The sequence below is a fragment of the Flavobacterium labens genome (assembly GCF_048286755.1).
Lineage (GTDB): Bacteria > Bacteroidota > Bacteroidia > Flavobacteriales > Flavobacteriaceae > Flavobacterium.
In genome coordinates this window covers 817,523-835,316 of record NZ_JBLVPL010000001.1, presented here as the reverse complement: position 1 = coordinate 835,316, position 17,794 = coordinate 817,523, and the positions used below count along the sequence as shown (strand labels likewise).

The 17,794-nt window shown below is 34.0% G+C and carries 21 protein-coding genes; 13 read left to right on the top strand and 8 right to left on the bottom strand.

What is annotated here, in order from left to right:
* Positions 1-68 precede the first annotated feature (68 nt).
* The 9 genes from ACNQF8_RS03605 to ACNQF8_RS03565 all read left to right on the top strand — a co-directional run bounded on the left by ACNQF8_RS03605 (position 69) and on the right by ACNQF8_RS03565 (position 9,029).
* The gene (locus tag ACNQF8_RS03605; RefSeq protein ID WP_131908067.1) at positions 69-932 is read left to right on the top strand and encodes a DUF58 domain-containing protein; all 864 of its coding nucleotides are present in this window, start codon (positions 69-71) and stop codon (positions 930-932) included.
* 96 nt (positions 933-1,028) lie between these two features.
* A complete protein-coding gene (locus ACNQF8_RS03600; protein ID WP_282742023.1) occupies positions 1,029-1,388 on the top strand; it encodes a four helix bundle protein in 360 nt (119 codons plus the stop codon).
* A gap of 103 nt (positions 1,389-1,491) precedes the next feature.
* Complete coding sequence (locus tag ACNQF8_RS03595) at positions 1,492-3,123, top strand: hypothetical protein (RefSeq protein WP_417952911.1); 1,632 nt, start codon at positions 1,492-1,494, stop codon at positions 3,121-3,123.
* Positions 3,123-4,124, top strand: coding sequence for a vWA domain-containing protein (locus tag ACNQF8_RS03590; protein ID WP_417950831.1), 1,002 nt, complete (start codon positions 3,123-3,125; stop codon positions 4,122-4,124). Before ACNQF8_RS03595 ends, ACNQF8_RS03590 begins: the two co-directional genes overlap by 1 nt.
* A gap of 53 nt (positions 4,125-4,177) precedes the next feature.
* The gene (locus tag ACNQF8_RS03585; protein ID WP_417952910.1) at positions 4,178-5,215 is read left to right on the top strand and encodes a VWA domain-containing protein; all 1,038 of its coding nucleotides are present in this window, start codon (positions 4,178-4,180) and stop codon (positions 5,213-5,215) included.
* 69 nt (positions 5,216-5,284) lie between these two features.
* Positions 5,285-6,025, top strand: coding sequence for a tetratricopeptide repeat protein (locus tag ACNQF8_RS03580; protein WP_417952909.1), 741 nt, complete (start codon positions 5,285-5,287; stop codon positions 6,023-6,025).
* Between the two features lie 20 nt (positions 6,026-6,045).
* Positions 6,046-7,797 carry a BatD family protein gene (locus ACNQF8_RS03575; RefSeq protein WP_417952908.1) on the top strand — a complete coding sequence of 584 codons (1,752 nt, stop codon included), beginning with the start codon at positions 6,046-6,048 and terminating at the stop codon, positions 7,795-7,797.
* A 61-nt stretch (positions 7,798-7,858) separates the two neighbouring features.
* Positions 7,859-8,239, top strand: a complete 381-nt coding sequence (locus ACNQF8_RS03570) for a GxxExxY protein (RefSeq protein WP_417950827.1) — start codon at positions 7,859-7,861, stop codon at positions 8,237-8,239.
* 46 nt (positions 8,240-8,285) lie between these two features.
* The gene (locus ACNQF8_RS03565; protein WP_417952907.1) at positions 8,286-9,029 is read left to right on the top strand and encodes a tetratricopeptide repeat protein; all 744 of its coding nucleotides are present in this window, start codon (positions 8,286-8,288) and stop codon (positions 9,027-9,029) included.
* 22 nt (positions 9,030-9,051) lie between these two features.
* Here ACNQF8_RS03565 and ACNQF8_RS03560 read toward each other — a convergent pair whose 3' ends face one another.
* On the bottom strand, positions 9,052-9,555 hold the full coding sequence (locus tag ACNQF8_RS03560; protein WP_417950825.1) for a CvpA family protein: 504 nt from the start codon (positions 9,553-9,555) through the stop codon (positions 9,052-9,054).
* Between the two features lie 143 nt (positions 9,556-9,698).
* Here ACNQF8_RS03560 and ACNQF8_RS03555 point away from each other — a divergent pair, with 143 nt between their 5' ends.
* The 3 genes from ACNQF8_RS03555 to ACNQF8_RS03545 all read left to right on the top strand — a co-directional run bounded on the left by ACNQF8_RS03555 (position 9,699) and on the right by ACNQF8_RS03545 (position 11,733).
* Entirely contained in the window at positions 9,699-10,055 is a 357-nt protein-coding gene (locus ACNQF8_RS03555; RefSeq protein WP_099714087.1) for a hypothetical protein, read from the top strand.
* Positions 10,056-10,217: 162 nt separating this feature from the next.
* A complete protein-coding gene (gene pheS / locus ACNQF8_RS03550; protein ID WP_099716240.1) occupies positions 10,218-11,237 on the top strand; it encodes a phenylalanine--tRNA ligase subunit alpha in 1,020 nt (339 codons plus the stop codon).
* Between the two features lie 88 nt (positions 11,238-11,325).
* Positions 11,326-11,733, top strand: coding sequence for a hypothetical protein (locus ACNQF8_RS03545; RefSeq protein ID WP_099714088.1), 408 nt, complete (start codon positions 11,326-11,328; stop codon positions 11,731-11,733).
* Here ACNQF8_RS03545 and ACNQF8_RS03540 read toward each other — a convergent pair.
* The 5 genes from ACNQF8_RS03540 to ACNQF8_RS03520 all read right to left on the bottom strand — a co-directional run bounded on the left by ACNQF8_RS03540 (position 11,704) and on the right by ACNQF8_RS03520 (position 15,458).
* Complete coding sequence (locus tag ACNQF8_RS03540) at positions 11,704-11,952, bottom strand: hypothetical protein (RefSeq protein WP_417950823.1); 249 nt, start codon at positions 11,950-11,952, stop codon at positions 11,704-11,706. The genes ACNQF8_RS03545 and ACNQF8_RS03540 overlap by 30 nt on opposite strands.
* A 9-nt stretch (positions 11,953-11,961) precedes the next feature.
* Entirely contained in the window at positions 11,962-12,177 is a 216-nt protein-coding gene (locus tag ACNQF8_RS03535) for a hypothetical protein (RefSeq protein WP_315206073.1), read from the bottom strand.
* Between the two features lie 39 nt (positions 12,178-12,216).
* Entirely contained in the window at positions 12,217-13,212 is a 996-nt protein-coding gene (locus ACNQF8_RS03530) for an NAD(P)H-dependent glycerol-3-phosphate dehydrogenase (protein WP_315206076.1), read from the bottom strand.
* 313 nt (positions 13,213-13,525) lie between these two features.
* Positions 13,526-14,689 (bottom strand): iron-containing alcohol dehydrogenase, encoded by a 1,164-nt coding sequence (locus tag ACNQF8_RS03525; protein ID WP_417950822.1) that lies wholly within the window; start codon positions 14,687-14,689, stop codon positions 13,526-13,528.
* A gap of 4 nt (positions 14,690-14,693) precedes the next feature.
* Positions 14,694-15,458 (bottom strand): type 1 glutamine amidotransferase domain-containing protein, encoded by a 765-nt coding sequence (locus ACNQF8_RS03520; protein ID WP_417950821.1) that lies wholly within the window; start codon positions 15,456-15,458, stop codon positions 14,694-14,696.
* Positions 15,459-15,544: 86 nt separating this feature from the next.
* On the opposite strand from ACNQF8_RS03520, the gene ACNQF8_RS03515 reads away from it, so the two are divergent.
* On the top strand, positions 15,545-16,441 hold the full coding sequence (locus tag ACNQF8_RS03515; RefSeq protein ID WP_417950820.1) for a LysR family transcriptional regulator: 897 nt from the start codon (positions 15,545-15,547) through the stop codon (positions 16,439-16,441).
* Here ACNQF8_RS03515 and nadD read toward each other — a convergent pair whose 3' ends face one another.
* Both nadD and gmk read right to left on the bottom strand, forming a co-directional pair.
* Complete coding sequence (gene nadD / locus ACNQF8_RS03510) at positions 16,442-17,065, bottom strand: nicotinate (nicotinamide) nucleotide adenylyltransferase (RefSeq protein WP_417950819.1); 624 nt, start codon at positions 17,063-17,065, stop codon at positions 16,442-16,444.
* An 80-nt stretch (positions 17,066-17,145) separates the two neighbouring features.
* On the bottom strand, positions 17,146-17,721 hold the full coding sequence (gene gmk, locus ACNQF8_RS03505; protein ID WP_165152160.1) for a guanylate kinase: 576 nt from the start codon (positions 17,719-17,721) through the stop codon (positions 17,146-17,148).
* Positions 17,722-17,794 lie beyond the last annotated feature (73 nt).

Sequence of the window (17,794 nt, the reverse complement as noted above, 5' to 3'; positions counted from 1 at the left end):
TTTAAAGTTTCAAGTAATTGGATTACGAACTTGGAACGTTAAACTTTTAAACTTTAAACAAATTAAAAATGGATACAAAAGACCTCTTAAAAAAAGTCCGAAAAATAGAAATTAAAACCCGAAGATTGAGCGATCACATCTTTTCGGGAGAGTATCATACGTCTTTCAAAGGACGTGGAATGACGTTCAGTGAAGTGCGTCAATACCAATACGGAGATGATATTCGTGCGATTGATTGGAATGTAACCGCACGTTACAACGAAGCGCACGTAAAGGTTTTTGAAGAAGAACGTGAATTGACCATGATGTTAATGGTCGATATTTCAGGTTCAGAAAGTTTTGGTTCAAAAAATCAATTCAAGAAAGATATTGTTACAGAAATTGCTGCAACGATGGCTTTTTCAGCCACTCAAAACAATGATAAAATAGGTTTGATTTTGTTTTCGGATGAAATCGAATTGTACATTCCGCCAAAAAAAGGAAGATCACACGTACTTCGAATCATTCGGGAATTGATAGAGTTTCAGCCTAAAAGTCGTAAAACAGATATTGCTCAAGCCTTAAAATTTTTATCGGGAACCCAAAAAAAGAAAGCGATTGTGTTTGTGATTTCTGATTTCATGTCGGAAGATTATGAGCAAACTTTAAAAATTGCTGCAAAAAAACACGACATAACTGGGATTCGCGTGTACGACATTCGAGAAGAAAAAATGCCCGATTTAGGGATGGTTTCTATGCTTGATGCCGAAACCGGAGCAGTCGAATTGATAAATACCGGTTCGAAAGCAGTGCGAATGAATTATGAAAAACAGTACCGCGACAAAGTCAATTATTTTAAAGAAACATTCAGTAAATCAGGTTCCGGTGTTGTAAACACTAGAGTTGATGAAAGTTATGTGACTAAATTATTAAGTTATTTCAAATCGAGATGATGATTTCAGATTTTTGATTAACGATTTTTGATTTCAGATTTTGTAGAAAAAGAAAATAGATTTTAAACGGGCAAAATAAAAATATAAACTTAATAAGTGAATAAGCAAGAATTAGAAAATAGATTGATAGATTTTGCAGCCACAATAATAATCGTTGCAAGCAAATTTGAAAAAAACTATGCTGGAAATCATCTTGCAGGGCAAATAATTAGATCTGGAACTTCTCCTGCTTTAAATTATGGAGAGGCACAAAGTGCAGAAAGTAGTAAAGATTTTATTCATAAAATGGGCATTTGTTTAAAAGAATTAAGAGAAAGCTTTGTTTGTTTAAAAATTATTGAAAAATCAAATTTAACGTCCGATTTAACAAATCTAACTATTGCAAAAACTGAGGCTAATGAGCTAATTTCTATTTTCGTATCAAGTATTAAAACAGCTAAAACAAATCTGAAATAAATTTAGATTTTTGATTAAAAACGAATCGAAGTTTCTTGGTCAAATCTGAAATCAAAAATCGTTAATCTTCAATCAAAAATCGAAAGAGGTTCAATAATAAAAGATGAAAAAACAATTATACCTACTACTATTGCTGCTTTCTACGGCTGTTTTTGCACAACAAAAGCAAGTAGTCACAAGTATTGACACGACTAAAAATAAAATTGGTGCGGAATTTAAACTGTCCATAAAAACTACTGTTGATACTTCGTCTAAAGTGATTTTCCCGAAATTGAAAAACTTTGGAGCTTTAGAGGTTATTCAGTCTTATCCTATTGATACTGTCAAAATGGACGGACGTTATGAATTAATTAAAAAATACGGTTTAACCCAATTTGATTCCGGTAGATATGTTGTTCCAAGTATCAAGATTTTTATCGACAGCAAACCGTTTATGACGGATTCGCTTTTGGTTGAAGTGGCAAATGTTCAGGTGGATACTTTGAAACAAAAAATGTTCGACATCAAGGACATTGCTCCAGCTGATAACTCAATTGGTGACTGGTGGAAATACCTATTGATAGTCGCTATGATTATTGGAATTGGAGCATTTATTTATTGGTTTATTAAAAAACGCCAAGAAAAGAAACTACAGGAAGAAATTTATAAAACGCCAATCGAGAAAGCGACTAGTTTGCTGGATACTTTAGAGAAAAAAGAACTTTGGCAAAAAGGAGAAGTAAAAGCATATTATAGTGAATTGACGGATATTGCTAGAAACTATATCGAAGAAGCAATTGAAATTCCGGCTATGGAAAGTACGACTTCAGAATTGATTCAGGGTCTTAGAGCAGCTTCTGTAAAAAAGAAAATGAAGCTTTCGCAGGAAATTATCGAGAATCTAGAGCGTGTTTTGAAACAAGCCGATTTAGTGAAATTTGCCAAGTCAAAACCACTGGATTTTGAAATCACAGAAGACCGAAATAAGATTCAAAAAGCAATACTGACATTAGACAATTCAATTCCTGTGGAAATTCCGGTAGAGGAAGATATGTTGTTAAATGAAGCGCAAAGACAAAAACAGATACAAATTCAGTTGCGCAAACAAAGGAACAAACGCATCGTAACCGCGGTAGCTTCGGTTGTTTTTTTATTGGCAGCGACCACTACTTTTTTCATTGTTACCAAAGGGTTTGATTATGTAAAAGACAATATTATTGGTCATCCTACAAAAGAATTATTGGAAGGTGAATGGGTAAAAAGTGAGTACGGAAATCCTGGAATTATCATAGAAACACCAAAAGTGCTTAAGAGAGTAGATTTGACAAAAACACTCCCTAAAAACGGAATGGCTTTAATCAAAGAAATGCAGTCTTTTGCTTATGGAAGTGTTTTGGACCGTTTTTATGTGATGGTTTCTACACTAAAATTCAAAGCAGAAACGCAAATTGATTTGGCAAAATCTATGGATGGTGCTTTGCAATCACTTGAAGCGCAAGGAGCTCAAAACATGATTGTAAAACAAGAAGATTTTGAAACCAATGAAGGAGTCAAAGGATTGAAAGCCTATGGAACGTTCTCCCAAATTGATAGTGACAATAAGACTACTGCAAAAATGTATTATGAGGCAATATTGTTCAGTCAAGAAGGCGGATTGCAACAGATTTTAATTTTTCATGAAGAAGGAGATAAGTATGGCAACGAAATATCAGAACGCGTTTTGAATGCTGTCGAATTAAAACAAGCAAGTAAATAATGGAGAAAATAACATTTTTAAACCCAGAATTTTTTTGGTTGCTTCTGCTGATTCCAGTTGTAATTGTCTGGTTCATGCGAAAAAAGAACCATCAATCAGCCACGTTAAAAATAAGTTCGTTACAAGGATTTAAAGGTTCTAACTCGTATTTGACAAAGCTAAAGCCGATGTTGAATGTATTTAGAATTTTGGCTTTATGCTCTTTGATTGTAGCTATGGCAAGACCAAGAACAGTCGATGTAAGTAATAAAACAAAAACTACTAAAGGAATTGATATTGTTATGGCAATTGACGTTTCAGGAAGTATGCTAGCCAAAGATTTGAAACCAAATAGAATGGAAGCCCTGAAACGAGTGGCCGCTGATTTTGTTGATGAAAGACCAAATGACAGGATTGGACTTGTGGTATATGCCTCTGAAGCATACACAAAAACACCGGTAACTAGTGATAAAGCCGTTATTCTTAATGCTATCAACAGCATTAAATATGATAATGTTTTACAAGACGGAACTGGTATAGGAATGGGATTAGCGACTGCTGTGAATAGATTGAAAGACAGTCAGGCTAAGAGCAAGGTGATTATTCTTTTGACCGACGGTGTGAATAATGCCGGATTTATCGAGCCGGAAACTGCATCCGATATTGCCAAACAATACGGAATTAAAGTGTACACAGTAGGAATTGGTACAAATGGAATGGCTATGTTTCCTTATGCGGTAGCGCCAAATGGGCAGTTTTTATTCCAAATGATGAAAGTGGAAATTGATGAGCAATTGATGAAGAGCATTGCTAAAAAGACAGATGGTAAATATTTTAGAGCAACGAGTAACAGCAAACTAGCGGAGATTTACGCCTCAATCAATAAATTAGAAACTACCGAAATTGAAGAATTAAAATTTTATGATTATGATGAGAAATTTAGGTCTTTTGTATGGTTTGCCGGTTTTTTATTGTTGCTGGAATTAGGATTACGAAATACAGTTTTTAAAAGCTTTATATAATGACAGTCGCAAACTGAAAACTGTAACTGAAAACTGCGACTAAAAGTAAAAAAATGGAATTAGACGAAAAAAAATATTTATATCTTCTCTTTATACTGCCTTTGGTGGTGTTGGTTTTTCTGTTCAATTTATATTGGAAAAGAAAAAAACAACGCGAGTTTGGCGATTTAGAAATGGTAAAAAGGCTGAGCCCGGAGAGTTCCTTTTTTAAACCGGTTTTGAAATTAGGAGTATTGCTTTTGGCATTGACCGGATTAATTCTTGGATTAGTAAATCCAAAAATTGGTACTAAAATGGAAACCGTAAAGAGAGAAGGAATCGACATTGTTTTTGCAGTGGATGTATCCAAAAGTATGCTTTCTGAAGATGTAGCGCCAAATCGTCTGGACAAAAGCAAGCAAATTGTTTCGCAAATTATCAATCAATTGGGAAGTGATAGAATAGGAATTGTGGCGTATGCAGGAAGCGCGTTCCCAGTATTGCCTATTACTACGGATTATAGCGTTGCAAAAATGTTTTTGCAAAGCATGGATACAGATATGGTTTCCTCGGTAGGAACGTCATTCAACGAGGCAATCAAATTATCATCAACTTATTTTGATGATAAAAAAACGAGTAAGCTGTTGATTATGATTTCTGATGGTGAAGACCACAATGAAGGTGCAGAAGAAGCGGCGGAAGAAGCCAATAAGCTTGGGATTAAAATCATTACAATTGGTGTTGGAACTGAAAAAGGAGGTACAATTCCATTGAAAAGAAATGGAATTGTCGAAGGTTTCAAAAGAGATGGCAATAATGAAGTAGTTATAACGAAACTGGTTCCAGAAAGTTTAACGGCGATTGCTAAAGCGACTAAAGGCGGTTATGTAAACGGAAACAACACTAAAGAAGTGCTCGAATATATTAAGAATGCATTGAATAATATTCAAAAAACAGAATTTGAAGCAACAGAAATGGCTGATTTTCAATCGCAATTTCAATGGTTTTTAGGTTTTGCTTTTGTTTTCTTATTTCTGGATATTTTTCTTTTGGAAAGAAAAACAAGTTGGGTAAACAAATTGAATTTATTTAACGAGAATAAAAAAGGTTAAAGTATAAAGTTGCGCTCCATTATTGGAATAAAAATACTAGTATACTTTGACACTTACATTTAAAATACAATGAAAAACATAATTTTATACCTGTTATTGCTTTTTTCTTTTGTTGCAAATGCACAACAGAAAGATAGAATATTGCCTAAAGCGAACGAGGAATATGCTGAAAATAAATTTGTAGATGCCGAAGCTAATTATAGGATTTCGGATTCAAAATTTCCAAATAAAGCAACCGCGCCTTTCAATTTAGGAAATAGTATTTACAAGCAAAAACAATCTTCGGAAGCCAAGTTTGCGTATGCTAAAGCTTTGAAAAATTCAAAAACAAGACCGCAGAAACATCGCGCTTTTCATAATTTAGGAAATGTTTTCATGAATGAAAAGGATTATACGCAAGCGGTTGAAGCTTACAAAAATGCATTAAGAAACGATCCGACAGATGAAGAAACACGTTATAATTATGCTTTGGCAAAAAAAATGCTAAAAGAAAATCCTCCAAAGGACGATAATAAAAAAGACGATAAAAAGAGCGATAAAGACAAGAAGGACGATAAGAAAGACGGAGAAAAAGATAAAAAAGACAATAAGGATAAAGATAAGAAAGACGATAAGGGAGATAAAGACAAACAAAATAAAGACCCTAAACCTAATGAAAATGGAGAGCCAAAACCAGCTCCAGGAGGAATTTCTAAAGAACGTTTAGAGAATCTTTTGAATGCAGTGAATAAAGAAGAAAAGAAAGTGCAGGATAAAGTAAACGCCAAAAAAGTACAAGGAAAACCAGTTAAGACGGAGAAAGATTGGTAGTTCAATTAGATAATTTGAAAATGAAAAGATTTATAGCAGTAATAGTTTTAATGGTGTGCAATTTACTTAGCGCTCAAGTGCAATTTGAGGCTAGGGTAAGTAAAGCAACGCTGGGTATAAACGAGAGACTTCGTATCGATTTTATGATGAATGTAGATGGGGATAATTTTGTGCCACCCTCTTTTGAAGGATTTAGAATTATTGCCGGTCCAAGTCAGCAAGTAAGTCAGTCTTGGGTAAACGGAAGAAGTTCTTTTGAGAAAATATATTCTTATTTTCTTTTGCCAAATCAAAAAGGGACATTGGTTATCAAGCAAGCCGCAATCGAATACAACGGGCAAATTTATAAAACATCACCTTTAAAAATAAATGTTACCGCTGCAACGGAACAGCCTAGAGATCCAAATGATACCAGTGTTTCGGCAGATGATAATATTTATCTTGTTGCTGATATTTCTAAAACAAATCCATATGTAAACGAACCCATTACGGTAGTTTATAAAATGTATTTCAGTTATAATATTGGAGTCACAAATTCTAACGAAGTTAGTAAGCCAAAATACAATGATTTCTGGAGTCAAAATATTGATATAAAACAGTTTGTTGCTGAAGAAGGTATGTTTAAAGGGGAGAAATACCGTTTTATTGTACTTAAAAAAATAGTTTTGTATCCTCAAAAATCAGGAAAGCTGGTTATTGAACCGTTGTCATTAGATATTGATGTTCAATTGCCGTCGAATCGTAGAGATATGTTTGGTCGAATGGTTGTCACCGAAGGCAGGAAGAGAGTTTCTGCAGGAGCGAAAACTATAAATGTTAAGCCACTTCCCGAAGCAGGAAAACCAGACGACTTTTCAGGCGCAGTTGGAAATTTTGATTTCAAAGTAACACCAACGAAAACCGATTTAAAAAACGGAGAAAGTCTGGACTTAGTAGTTAGTGTAACCGGAAAAGGGAATCTGAAATTATTCAGTTTACCAAAACCGGTAGCGCCAAATGCCCTGGAAATGTATGATGCAGTTCATAATGAACAGGTCAACACGCCGCTTTCAGGAATGGCTGGAAAAATCTCAGATAGTTATACCATTGTTCCGCAGTATAAAGGGAATTACCCTATAAAACCATTAAAATTCACGTATTTTGATTTGGGTTCAGGAACGTATAAAACGCTAAGTTCTCCAGAGATAATGATTAATGTTCTCGATGGTCCTTCGCCTACTGATGCGACCGTTGCTTCTGGTGCAAACAAGAATAAAATAGACAAAGTAGAGCAGTTCAAATTCATAAAGTTAAAAAGTAATCTTTTGACGATGAATAAGAAAGACTTCTTTGGGTCTAATTTGTTTTATGGATTATTCTTTTTCCCATTTTTAATGCTGCCTTTAATCGTATTATTCAAAAAGAAAAAAGAAGCTATTGATGGTGATATTACCGGAAACAGAATTCGAATGAATAATAGATTGGCGAAGAAATATTTATCAGAAGCCAAGAAGCAAATCAACAACAAAGAACTGTTTTATATTGCGCTCGAGAAAGCAATGCATAATTTCTTGAAAGCCAAGTTGCATATTGAAACTTCAGAAATGAGTAAGGATAATATTCAAGAATTGTTGTTGTCAAGAAATGCGAATCCTGAAGCGGTGAATGATTTTATTGCACTTACGGAAAACTGTGAAATCGCGCGATATGCACCATCATCAAGTGTTACTATACAAAAGGATTTTGATAAAGCGGTAGTGATTATTTCAGATTTAGAAAAACAGATTGCTTAATAATTTGCTTAACCACAAAGTGCACAAAGAAGGCACAGAGTACACTAGTTTTTTTAAACAAATGACTGAAAGCGAAATATCAAAAATTGTATTTGAAAGTGCTTTGAAAGTACATAAAGTTTTAGGTCCCGGACTATTGGAAAGTGCTTATGAAGAGTGCTTGTTTTATGAACTTAAAAAAAGTAATTTAAAAGTAGAAAAGCAGAAAGCGCTTCCTTTGATTTATGAAGAAGTAAAACTGGATGTGGGGTACAGAATTGATATGATTATTGAGGATAAATTTATTGTTGAGGTAAAATCTGTTGAAGCTATGACAGATGTTCATTTGGCTCAATTACTTACGTATTTGAGATTGTCGGATTGCAGATTAGGATTACTAATTAATTTTAATGTAAAATTACTAAAAGAAGGTGTAAGAAGAGTTATAAATGGAGCACTTTAAATAGTGTCCTTTGCGGCTTCCTTGTTACCTTTGTGTTTAAATTTTTATGAAAAACATTCTATACATATTATTACTTTCAACCCAAGTTTTCTTTGCCCAAATCGGCTTTGAAAAAGGAAATGAGTATTATCAAAAAGGGAAATATAATGAAGCGGTTGAGGCTTATGAAAGTGTTTTGACAGATAGCAAACACTCTTCTGAATTGTATTATAATTTAGGAAATGCCTATTATAAGTTGAACAAAGTAGCGCCTTCTATTTATAATTATGAAAAAGCATTGGTTTTAAATCCAAATAATATCGATGCCATTAACAACTTGAAATTTGCTCAAAAACGGACTATCGATGAAATTAAAGTAATCCCAAAAGTAGGTTTTGCAAAGCTGATTCGGGATTTTACGGGAATCTATCATTACAATACGTGGGCGTGGATTTCTATTGGACTGGCAATGGCGTTCCTGTTGTTTTTTGTAGGGTATTATTTTTCCCAAATTACACTATCAAAAAGAATTTTCTTTTTTGGAATGTTTGTCCTTTTTTTTCTAATTCTAATCAGTGTTTCGTCTACGATTTTTGAAAAAAGTCATTTTGATACTGAAAAACCAGCGATTGTTTTTGCGGAAATGGCCAATGTAAAAAGCGAACCCAGAAATGGCGGTCAGCCAATATTTATGCTACACGAAGGAACAAAAGTGTATGTGGAGGAAATCATTGGAAAATGGAAAAAAGTGCAATTAACAGATGGAACTGAAGGCTGGATTGAAAGCAGCGCGATCAAGGAAGTGAAATAATAGCTTTTAATCTGACCACTGATTACTTTTTCTTCAAATTATCATACCAATTTTCTATCGAAGGATACATGAATCCTGCTGTTTTTTGGATTGGATTATAAAAAATGGACTTGTCTAAGGTTTCTTTTTTGGCTAAAAAATTGTGATAGTTTATTTTTTCGAAAACTTTGAAAACAATTCCTATTATCAAAATTGTTTTTAGCACCCGAAAGAAGCCACCACCAATCTTATTCAACCATCCTAAAAAGGCAAAATCAGCTATTCCGGTGAGGAATTTCCCCAAAAGTGATATTCCAATTACGACAAGGATAAATGTCAATACAAAGGCAACTACTTGAATTGTATTGGGATTCCATTTGACAAATCCAGCTAATATTTCTTTGATAAATGACGAAAATTTTATGGCAAAATAAATTCCTGCCAATAGCGAAACCAAAGAAGCTAATTCTACAAAAAGACCATTTCTAACGCCTTTATACAAAGCAAAAGCGAGTAATACACCCAAAATAATATCCAAAAATCCCATGACACTTAATTAAGAAAAATAAAAGTGCAAATATAAAAGAATTGTTCTTTACCATTGCCAATTTTCAAGTTCTTATCTTTGCCCAAAATAATTTTATAGATTATGGATTCATAACTCATAATTTATAATTCATAATTAAAGATATGTCAAGAGACACACAACTTAAAGAACGCTGGGAACAGCTTGTAAATATACTTTCCAATCAATTTTCTCAAGGTGAGGATTTAGATCTCGACGCTATTATTTATCTAATTGGCGTACAAGAGCTTGGGAAAGTGCATAGTGAATACAAAAAAGACGAAAAATTAAACCTGATGCACATCGCGATTTGCAGGTTGTTAGAGCCGTATGGTTTCTATGAATTTGAGTTTTTTGATGAAGAAGGCTGGCCACATTACAAAGTAAAAGAGGAATTACCACCGCTTAAAGCTGGAGAACAGTCGGTTTTAATGAAAGAAGCTATTGTAAATTATTTTCTGGAAAGAGAACTGATAGAGTAGTGTTCAGTAAAAAACACCTAGCTTAAATGAACTTTTAGGGCTTATTATAGAAGCAGAACAGCGGTGAAAAGTAATCTAACAATTTAGAATGGAAACTTTAAACTTTAAAGAGTATACTTGGAACAAATTTCCTAAATTTGCACTCTCAATTATTGGATGAAAATGATAGATAAGATAAAAGAATATATTGGCGAAGCACAAGCTTTCTCAACGCAAAACGCAGCAGAATTAGAAACATTCCGAATTAAATTTCTGGGAAGCAAAGGGCTTTTAAAAGACCTTTTTGCTGAATTTAAAAACGTTCCTAATGACCAAAAAAAGGAATTCGGACAGGTAATCAATTTGCTTAAAACTTCTGCCGAAGACAAAGTAAAAACCATACAGGAAGCTTTAGAAAGTAAAGAAGAAATCAAAGGTTTTTATGGTGATTTGACGCGTTCGGCTGAACCTATAACTATTGGTTCTCGTCACCCTATTTCATTGGTGAAAAACCAAATTATTGATATCTTTTCAAACATTGGTTTCAACGTTTCTGAAGGTCCGGAAATCGAAGATGACTGGCATAATTTCACAGCATTAAACTTACCGGAATACCATCCGGCGCGTGACATGCAAGACACGTTTTTCATTCAAACAAATCCTGATATTTTGTTGCGTACGCATACATCATCCGTTCAGGTGCGTTACATGGAAAATAATAAACCGCCAATTCGAACTATTTCTCCCGGAAGAGTTTTTCGTAATGAGGCAGTTTCGTCCCGTTCGCACTGTATTTTTCACCAAGTGGAAGGATTATATATTGACAAAGACGTTTCTTTTGCCGACTTAAAACAAACGCTTTTATATTTCACCAAAGAGATGTTCGGAAAATCAAAAATCCGTTTACGTCCATCCTATTTCCCGTTTACTGAGCCTAGTGCTGAGGTTGATATTTATTGGGGCCTTAAAACAGAAACCGATTATAGAATCACCAAAGGAACCGGTTGGTTAGAAATCATGGGTTGCGGAATGGTAGATCCTAATGTTTTGAAAAACTGTGGCATCAACCCTGATGAATACAACGGTTTTGCATTTGGTATGGGAATCGAAAGAATCGCCATGTTGTTATATCAAATCGGCGATATCCGTATGTTCTACGAAAATGACGTTCGTTTCCTAGAGCAATTTAAATCAAGTATATAAAAATTAAAATTTTTGATCAGCGATTTTTGATTTTAGAAGTTTAAATCTACAATCAAAAATCGTTAATCATCAATCAACAATCAAATAAATGAAAGCTGACATCATCATCCCCGAAGTAGAAAACGTATTTCTTGCTGTAGTTCAAGAATGGAGTGACGATTTCATGGAAAAAGTGTGGTATGCTTATTTAGTAAATGATAGCGATTACTTAATCGAAAGTGTTATGGTAGTTTCCAAAGCTTTTGGAACTATTGATGGCGAAATGAAGAAAACATCACTTTTGCGTCACGCTTTTGTCGAAGTACCAGCGGTTTCAGTAGTGAAAATTGAAATGATTGAAAAAAGTGTTTTGGCACTCAACAATGAGTTCATGCTAACTTTCTTTATTGGAGACAAATTATACGATAAAAAGTTCATTTTCAAAGCACATTCCATCCATGAGGATTTCGTTGAAGAAGTGCCTATTTTATTTGTTGACGGCGTTATCGTGAGATAAGTCCATATTAGTTTCACTTTTTATTTTCTTCTTCCAACTAAAATAACTTACCACAAATATTCCGGCCAGAACGAATAATGCGGTACGGATTGTGTTTTTTTCAGATAAATACACCTCTTGAAAAGTCATACTGTATAAATCAAAAGCAGCAGTTATAAAAAAAACTAGTAGTCCCCAAATTAATCCGTATTTGAGTTGATATTTCCATCTTTTACTCATAAAAATGATTTAGCGGCTTTGTTGTTTAACTTTTGATTTCCAGGTAAAATAACCTAAAACAAATATGCCTACAATGATATAAGCAGCTGCGCGAATATAAAAATTGGGGGTAGCAACCTGTTCTGAAAAAGGGATTTCTTTTATGTCAAATAACACATTGAAAACCGTCATAAATACACCCCAAATTCCGCCAGTTTTAATCTGGTATTTCCATCTTTCGCTCATGAAGTGATTGTGTTTTGATTATTAAATCTGGTAGTTAAATTAATCCAGTTTATCGGTCAATTTTTTAAACACGGCTTTGGCTTCTTGTCCTTCGTATAAAATACTGTAAACAGCATCTATAATTGGTGTTTTGGCACCATACGCCTGATTAAGTTTGTAAGCGCTTTTTGCGGCATAATATCCTTCGGCAACCATACTCATTTCCATCATTGCTGATTTTACGGTGTAGCCTTTGCCAATCATATTCCCAAACATTCTATTTCTGGAGAATATAGAATAACCGGTAACCAATAAATCGCCTAAGTAGGCAGAATCATTGATGTTACGTTTCATTTTGTGGACTTTTTTGATGAATTTTTTCATCTCACGAATCCCATTACTCATCAATACGGACTGGAAATTATCGCCATAACCCAGACCATGAGCCATTCCCGCTGCAATTGCATAAATGTTCTTTAGCATCGCTGCGTATTCTGTTCCTATAATGTCGTCTGTAATTTTAGTTTTGATATAATTTCCAGATAAATTTTTAGCTACGGTTTTAGCTTTGTCAGGATCTCCGCATGCAATAGTAAGGTAAGAAAGGCGTTCCATTGCAACTTCTTCAGCATGGCAAGGACCGGTAATTACACCTATATTATAATAAGGAATGTCATATTTTACATGGAAATGTTCGCCCACAATTAAGCTTGTTTCTGGTACAATTCCTTTAATTGCTGAAAAAATGATTTTATCTTTTAATGAAACTGTTAATTTTTCTAATTCACCATCTAAAAAAGCAGATGGAATAGCAAAAATGATGTAATCTGCATACGCAACAGCTTCATTGATATCACTAGTCAGTTTCAGTTTATTGATGTCGAATTCTACTGAACTCAAGTAGTTTGGATTGTGTTTGTATGCTTTAAGGTGTTCTATAGCAGCTTCATTACGCATGTACCATGAAATTTCGGTAAGATTTACGCATAACATTTTTGCTATCGCTGTCGCCCAACTTCCACCACCTATTACTGCGAATTTTATATTTTCAGCCATTTTTTATTGAATTTAATCAAAAGTACTTAAAAAAGCACTGATTATACAAATAAAATTAGAACAAGAACGTTGATTTTTAAACGTTTTGGAAATACTGCAATTGTGTCCGACAAAAAAAAATTTTAATTTTTTTTGTTTTTTAACACAATATAAATATTCCTATTTCGTTATTGTTGTTTATTGTTTAAATATTTAACAAAATAATGCGGATTGAGTTAGTTAGTTATTGTTTAGAATTTTAAAAGGCGTTCCCATATAAAATGAGAACGCCTTTTTATTTAAAATGCTTCAATCGGTAATCTAGTTATTTGAATTAATAACTCATTTCAACAATAGATTTTACTTTTTCTAAAGTAATATTTTGTTTTTCTCCTAAACCTAACCAACCTCTTTCTTTAAAACGATCCACTATAAAATCTGCCGTTTTATCAAAATCTTTGGTATAATCAGATAATTTAGTGTCCATTCCCATCGTATGGAAAAATTCAACTGTTTTGTTGATGGCTTCATTTGCGATTTCATCATCAGTTCCAGTTAAATTAAAAATACGTTTTCCGTATTGTGCCAATTTTCCTTTTTTGGTTTCAAACATCACTCGGTATAAATTTGGACCCACAACTGCCAATGTTCTTGCATGATCGATTCCGTATAAAGCCGTTAATTCATGTCCAATCATGTGCGTTGCCCAATCAGAAGGAACTCCTTTCTGGATTAAGCCATTCAGCGCCATCGTACAACTCCACATAAAGTTAGAAGCCAAAGCATAATCAGTAGGCTTTTCAACAACATCAGGGCCAACTTGAATCAAGGTTTGTAAAATACTTTCGGCAATCCTATCTTGAAGGTATCCTTCGTGCGGATACGTTAAATATTGTTCTAAAACATGGGTGTAGGCATCCACAATTCCGTTTTGTAATTGTCTTTTTGGCAAAGACTCAATTACCGTTGGATCACAGATAGAAAACTTTGGAAACAAGGCGCTACCACCAAAGGATAATTTTTCTTGCGTAGATTGAATAGTGACAACTCCGCCAGAATTCATTTCACTTCCTGTTGCCGGTAATGTCAATATAGTTCCAAAAGGAATAATTTTAGATACATCTTTAGTTAATACTCGTTTTTGAAGAATATCAATAGGGTTTCCGTCAAAGTTTACAGCTGCAGAAATGAATTTTACTCCATCGATTACAGAACCTCCACCAACGGCAAGGATAAAATCAATATTTTGTTCCTTGATAATCGCAACTGCTTTCATCAATGTTTCAAAATGCGGATTTGGTTCAATTCCTGCAAATTCTACGATTTCAAAACCTTTTAGATTGTTGATAACCTGCTCATGAATTCCATTTTTGAAAATACTTCCACCGCCATACGCCAAAAGTATTTTTGCTCCTTGAGGCACTAGCGTGGATAATTTTTCTATTTGCCCTTTTCCAAAAACTAAATTGGTAGGATTGTATAATTCGAAATTTAACATCTTCTTATTTTTTTGAATTCAATTGGTTTAATAATTTTTCCGCAACCAGTTTAGACGAAGCTGGATTTTGACCTGTAATCAATAAACCATCTTCTACTGCATATGGCTGCCAATCTCCTATTTTTGAATAAGTTGCACCATTAGCCTGCAACGCATCTTCTAATAAAAATGGAACAACATTGGTTAATCCAACCGCTTCTTCTTCGGTATTAGAAAATCCAGTTACTTTTTTACCTTTAACTAAAAATTCCCCATTTACTTTTACGTTTTTCAATACTGCTGGTGAATGACATACAAAAGCAACAGGTTTGTTATTCGTGTAAAAATCTACAATTAAAGCACTTGAAGATGTATCAGTAGCTAAATCCCATAATGGACCATGACCTCCAGGATAAAAAACAGCATCATAATCAGCTTGTTTAACATCAGCTAGTTTGTGTGTTTTACTTAGTTTTGCTTGTAGCTCAGTATCTTTGTCAAATCTTTTGGTGTCTTCAGTAGCCGAGGATGGATCTGAACTTTTTGGGTCAATTGGTGGCTGTCCTCCTAGTGGCGATGCAATATCAATGATCACTCCTTTATCAGCTAACTCATAATAAGGAGCAGCAAATTCTTCAATCCAAAATCCTGTTTTTTCTCCTGTGTTCCCTAATTCACTATGACTAGTTAGAACAAATAATACTTTTTTCATACCTTTTTTATTTTGTGCAGTTGCTGTGATACAACTTGCGGTTAATGCTATAATGGCAAATAATGCGATTTTCTTCATTTTTAATTTTGTTTCTACAAATTTACGGCGAATATGCTATTAGTAAAAATAATTTAAATTATGTTTGTGATAAATATATTTATATCATGGTTAATCTCGAATGGTATCGAACGTTTAAATCCGTTTATAAAAACGGTAATTTTTCTATGGCTGCTAAAGAATTATTTATCAGTCAACCTGCTGTTAGTCAGCAAATATCAATGTTGGAAGCGCATGTAGGATATAAACTTTTCAATCGAAAGTCTAAAGGTGTCGAACCAACGGAATACGCTAAGTTACTCAATAATTTAATCATTGAAGCATTGGACCGATTGGAAAATGTGGAGAATGGTTTTCGTGCCAAAGCCTTTAATGCCAATCGATTAATTTCAATTGGAATCTCAAAGCATTTGATGCGAAGTTTGGGAAACGCTTTGGTTTCCAAATTTGATTTTATTGATTTTAGCTTCCATGAAAACGATACGCTTTTTGAATTGGTAGATTCTAAAAAACTTGATTTTGCGGTTGTCACCAAACAATATGATACGTTTGACACTATTCAGAAAAAGGTTGGCGAAATCAAACAAGTCATTGTCGGTTCCAATACTATCGATGCTTCCGAGTTGAAGTCTGCTATTAAAATAAAGGATTTCTCTGCTATCGAAAATTGGTTAAACGACCAAAAATGGTTCAGCCACAACGCGCAGATTCCGCACATAAAGTTGTTTTGGTTGCATGTTTTTAATAAAAAAAGACCGTCGATGGTTCCCAATTATATTATTCCGTCAGAATATGAAATGCTCGAAATCATTTCGATAAATACAGGAATAGGAGTAGTTTGGGATATAAATGCAAAAAATTTAATCGAAGAAAATAAAATCCAATTGTTGTGGAACAGCAAGCAAATGCCAAGTACCGAAGTGTTTGTATTATCCGGTAAAAACGATAATTTGAGTACGATTTTCGAAAATATTCAACAGGAATTGAAAAGGGTTTTGGGATAATTACTTCTTATAAAAATTATTATGATCAATATAGTCCCAAACTTTTGCAGGCAATAAAGGCTGAACATTTTTTCCTTTTTTAATATTGTCCCGAATAAATGTGGCAGATATCTCGACAACCGGAGCATCAATCATGTGGATTTTTGTTCCGAATTTTTGTAAAATTTTTAAATCCAAATTGTCCGCGTCGCTAGAAATTGCTTCTTCAACAGAAACTTTGGCCTCTAGTCTAGGATAAACATAAATATCATGGTTTTCGAGAATCACTTCGTAGTTTTTCCATTTGTGCAAAGATTTTAAATTGTCTTCGCCCATGATTAAGGAGAACTCGTATTTTGGAAATTTTTCTTCTAAATGAACCAAAGTATTTACCGTGTAATTAGGCTGGGACAATTTGAACTCAATATCCGAAGGCTTAATTTTTGGAAAATCCTCAGTGGCAAGATGCACCATTTGCAACCGGTGGTAATCATCGAGCAAAGTGCTTTTTTTCTTTAAAGGATTATGTGGGGTAACGACCATCCAGATTTGGTCTAAATCAGAATGCTCTGCCATGTGATTGGCGATAATGAGATGCCCAACATGAATGGGATTAAACGTTCCGAAATAAAGTCCTACTTTCATTAATTTAAAGATTTAAAAATTAAATGATTTAAAGATTAGAAATAACTTTGAATTTTTCAATTCTTTAATTTTTCAATCTTTTAATCCTTAACAAAATTCTTCACCAATTGATATGCTTCTTCAAGAGCTATAGGCAAATCGTAGTTTTTTATAATCACATCAAATTGTGGTGCTGTTGCCAGTTCTACAGAGGCTTTAGCGATACGCATGTTGATTTTGTCATCACTTTCAGTAGAGCGTTCCTTTAATCGTCTTTTTAGTTCATCCACGCTTGGAGGTTTCACGAAAACAGCTAAAGTTTCTTCTGGGAATTTATGTTTGATACGCAATCCGCCAGATACATCAATATCAAAAATCACATTCTTTCCTTTGGCCCAAATGCGTTCCACTTCACTTTTTAGGGTTCCGTAGAAATTATCGCGATAGACCTCTTCCCATTCTAAGAAATCTTCGTTTTTGATGTGTTTTTTAAATTCTTCGGTAGACATGAAATAATAGTCTTTTCCACTTACTTCTTCGCCTCGTGGTGCGCGGGAAGCTGCCGAAATAGAAAATTCAAGATTCAAATCTTCTTTGCTTAATAAATGTCTAACGATAGTAGTTTTCCCTGACCCTGAAGGCGCCGAAAAAACAATTAATTTTCCTCCTGTGCTCATTTTATGCTGAATTTATTTCAGTATCTGTTTATCTTTTCCTGCAAGGTTTCTAAAACCTTGTAGGTATGTTATA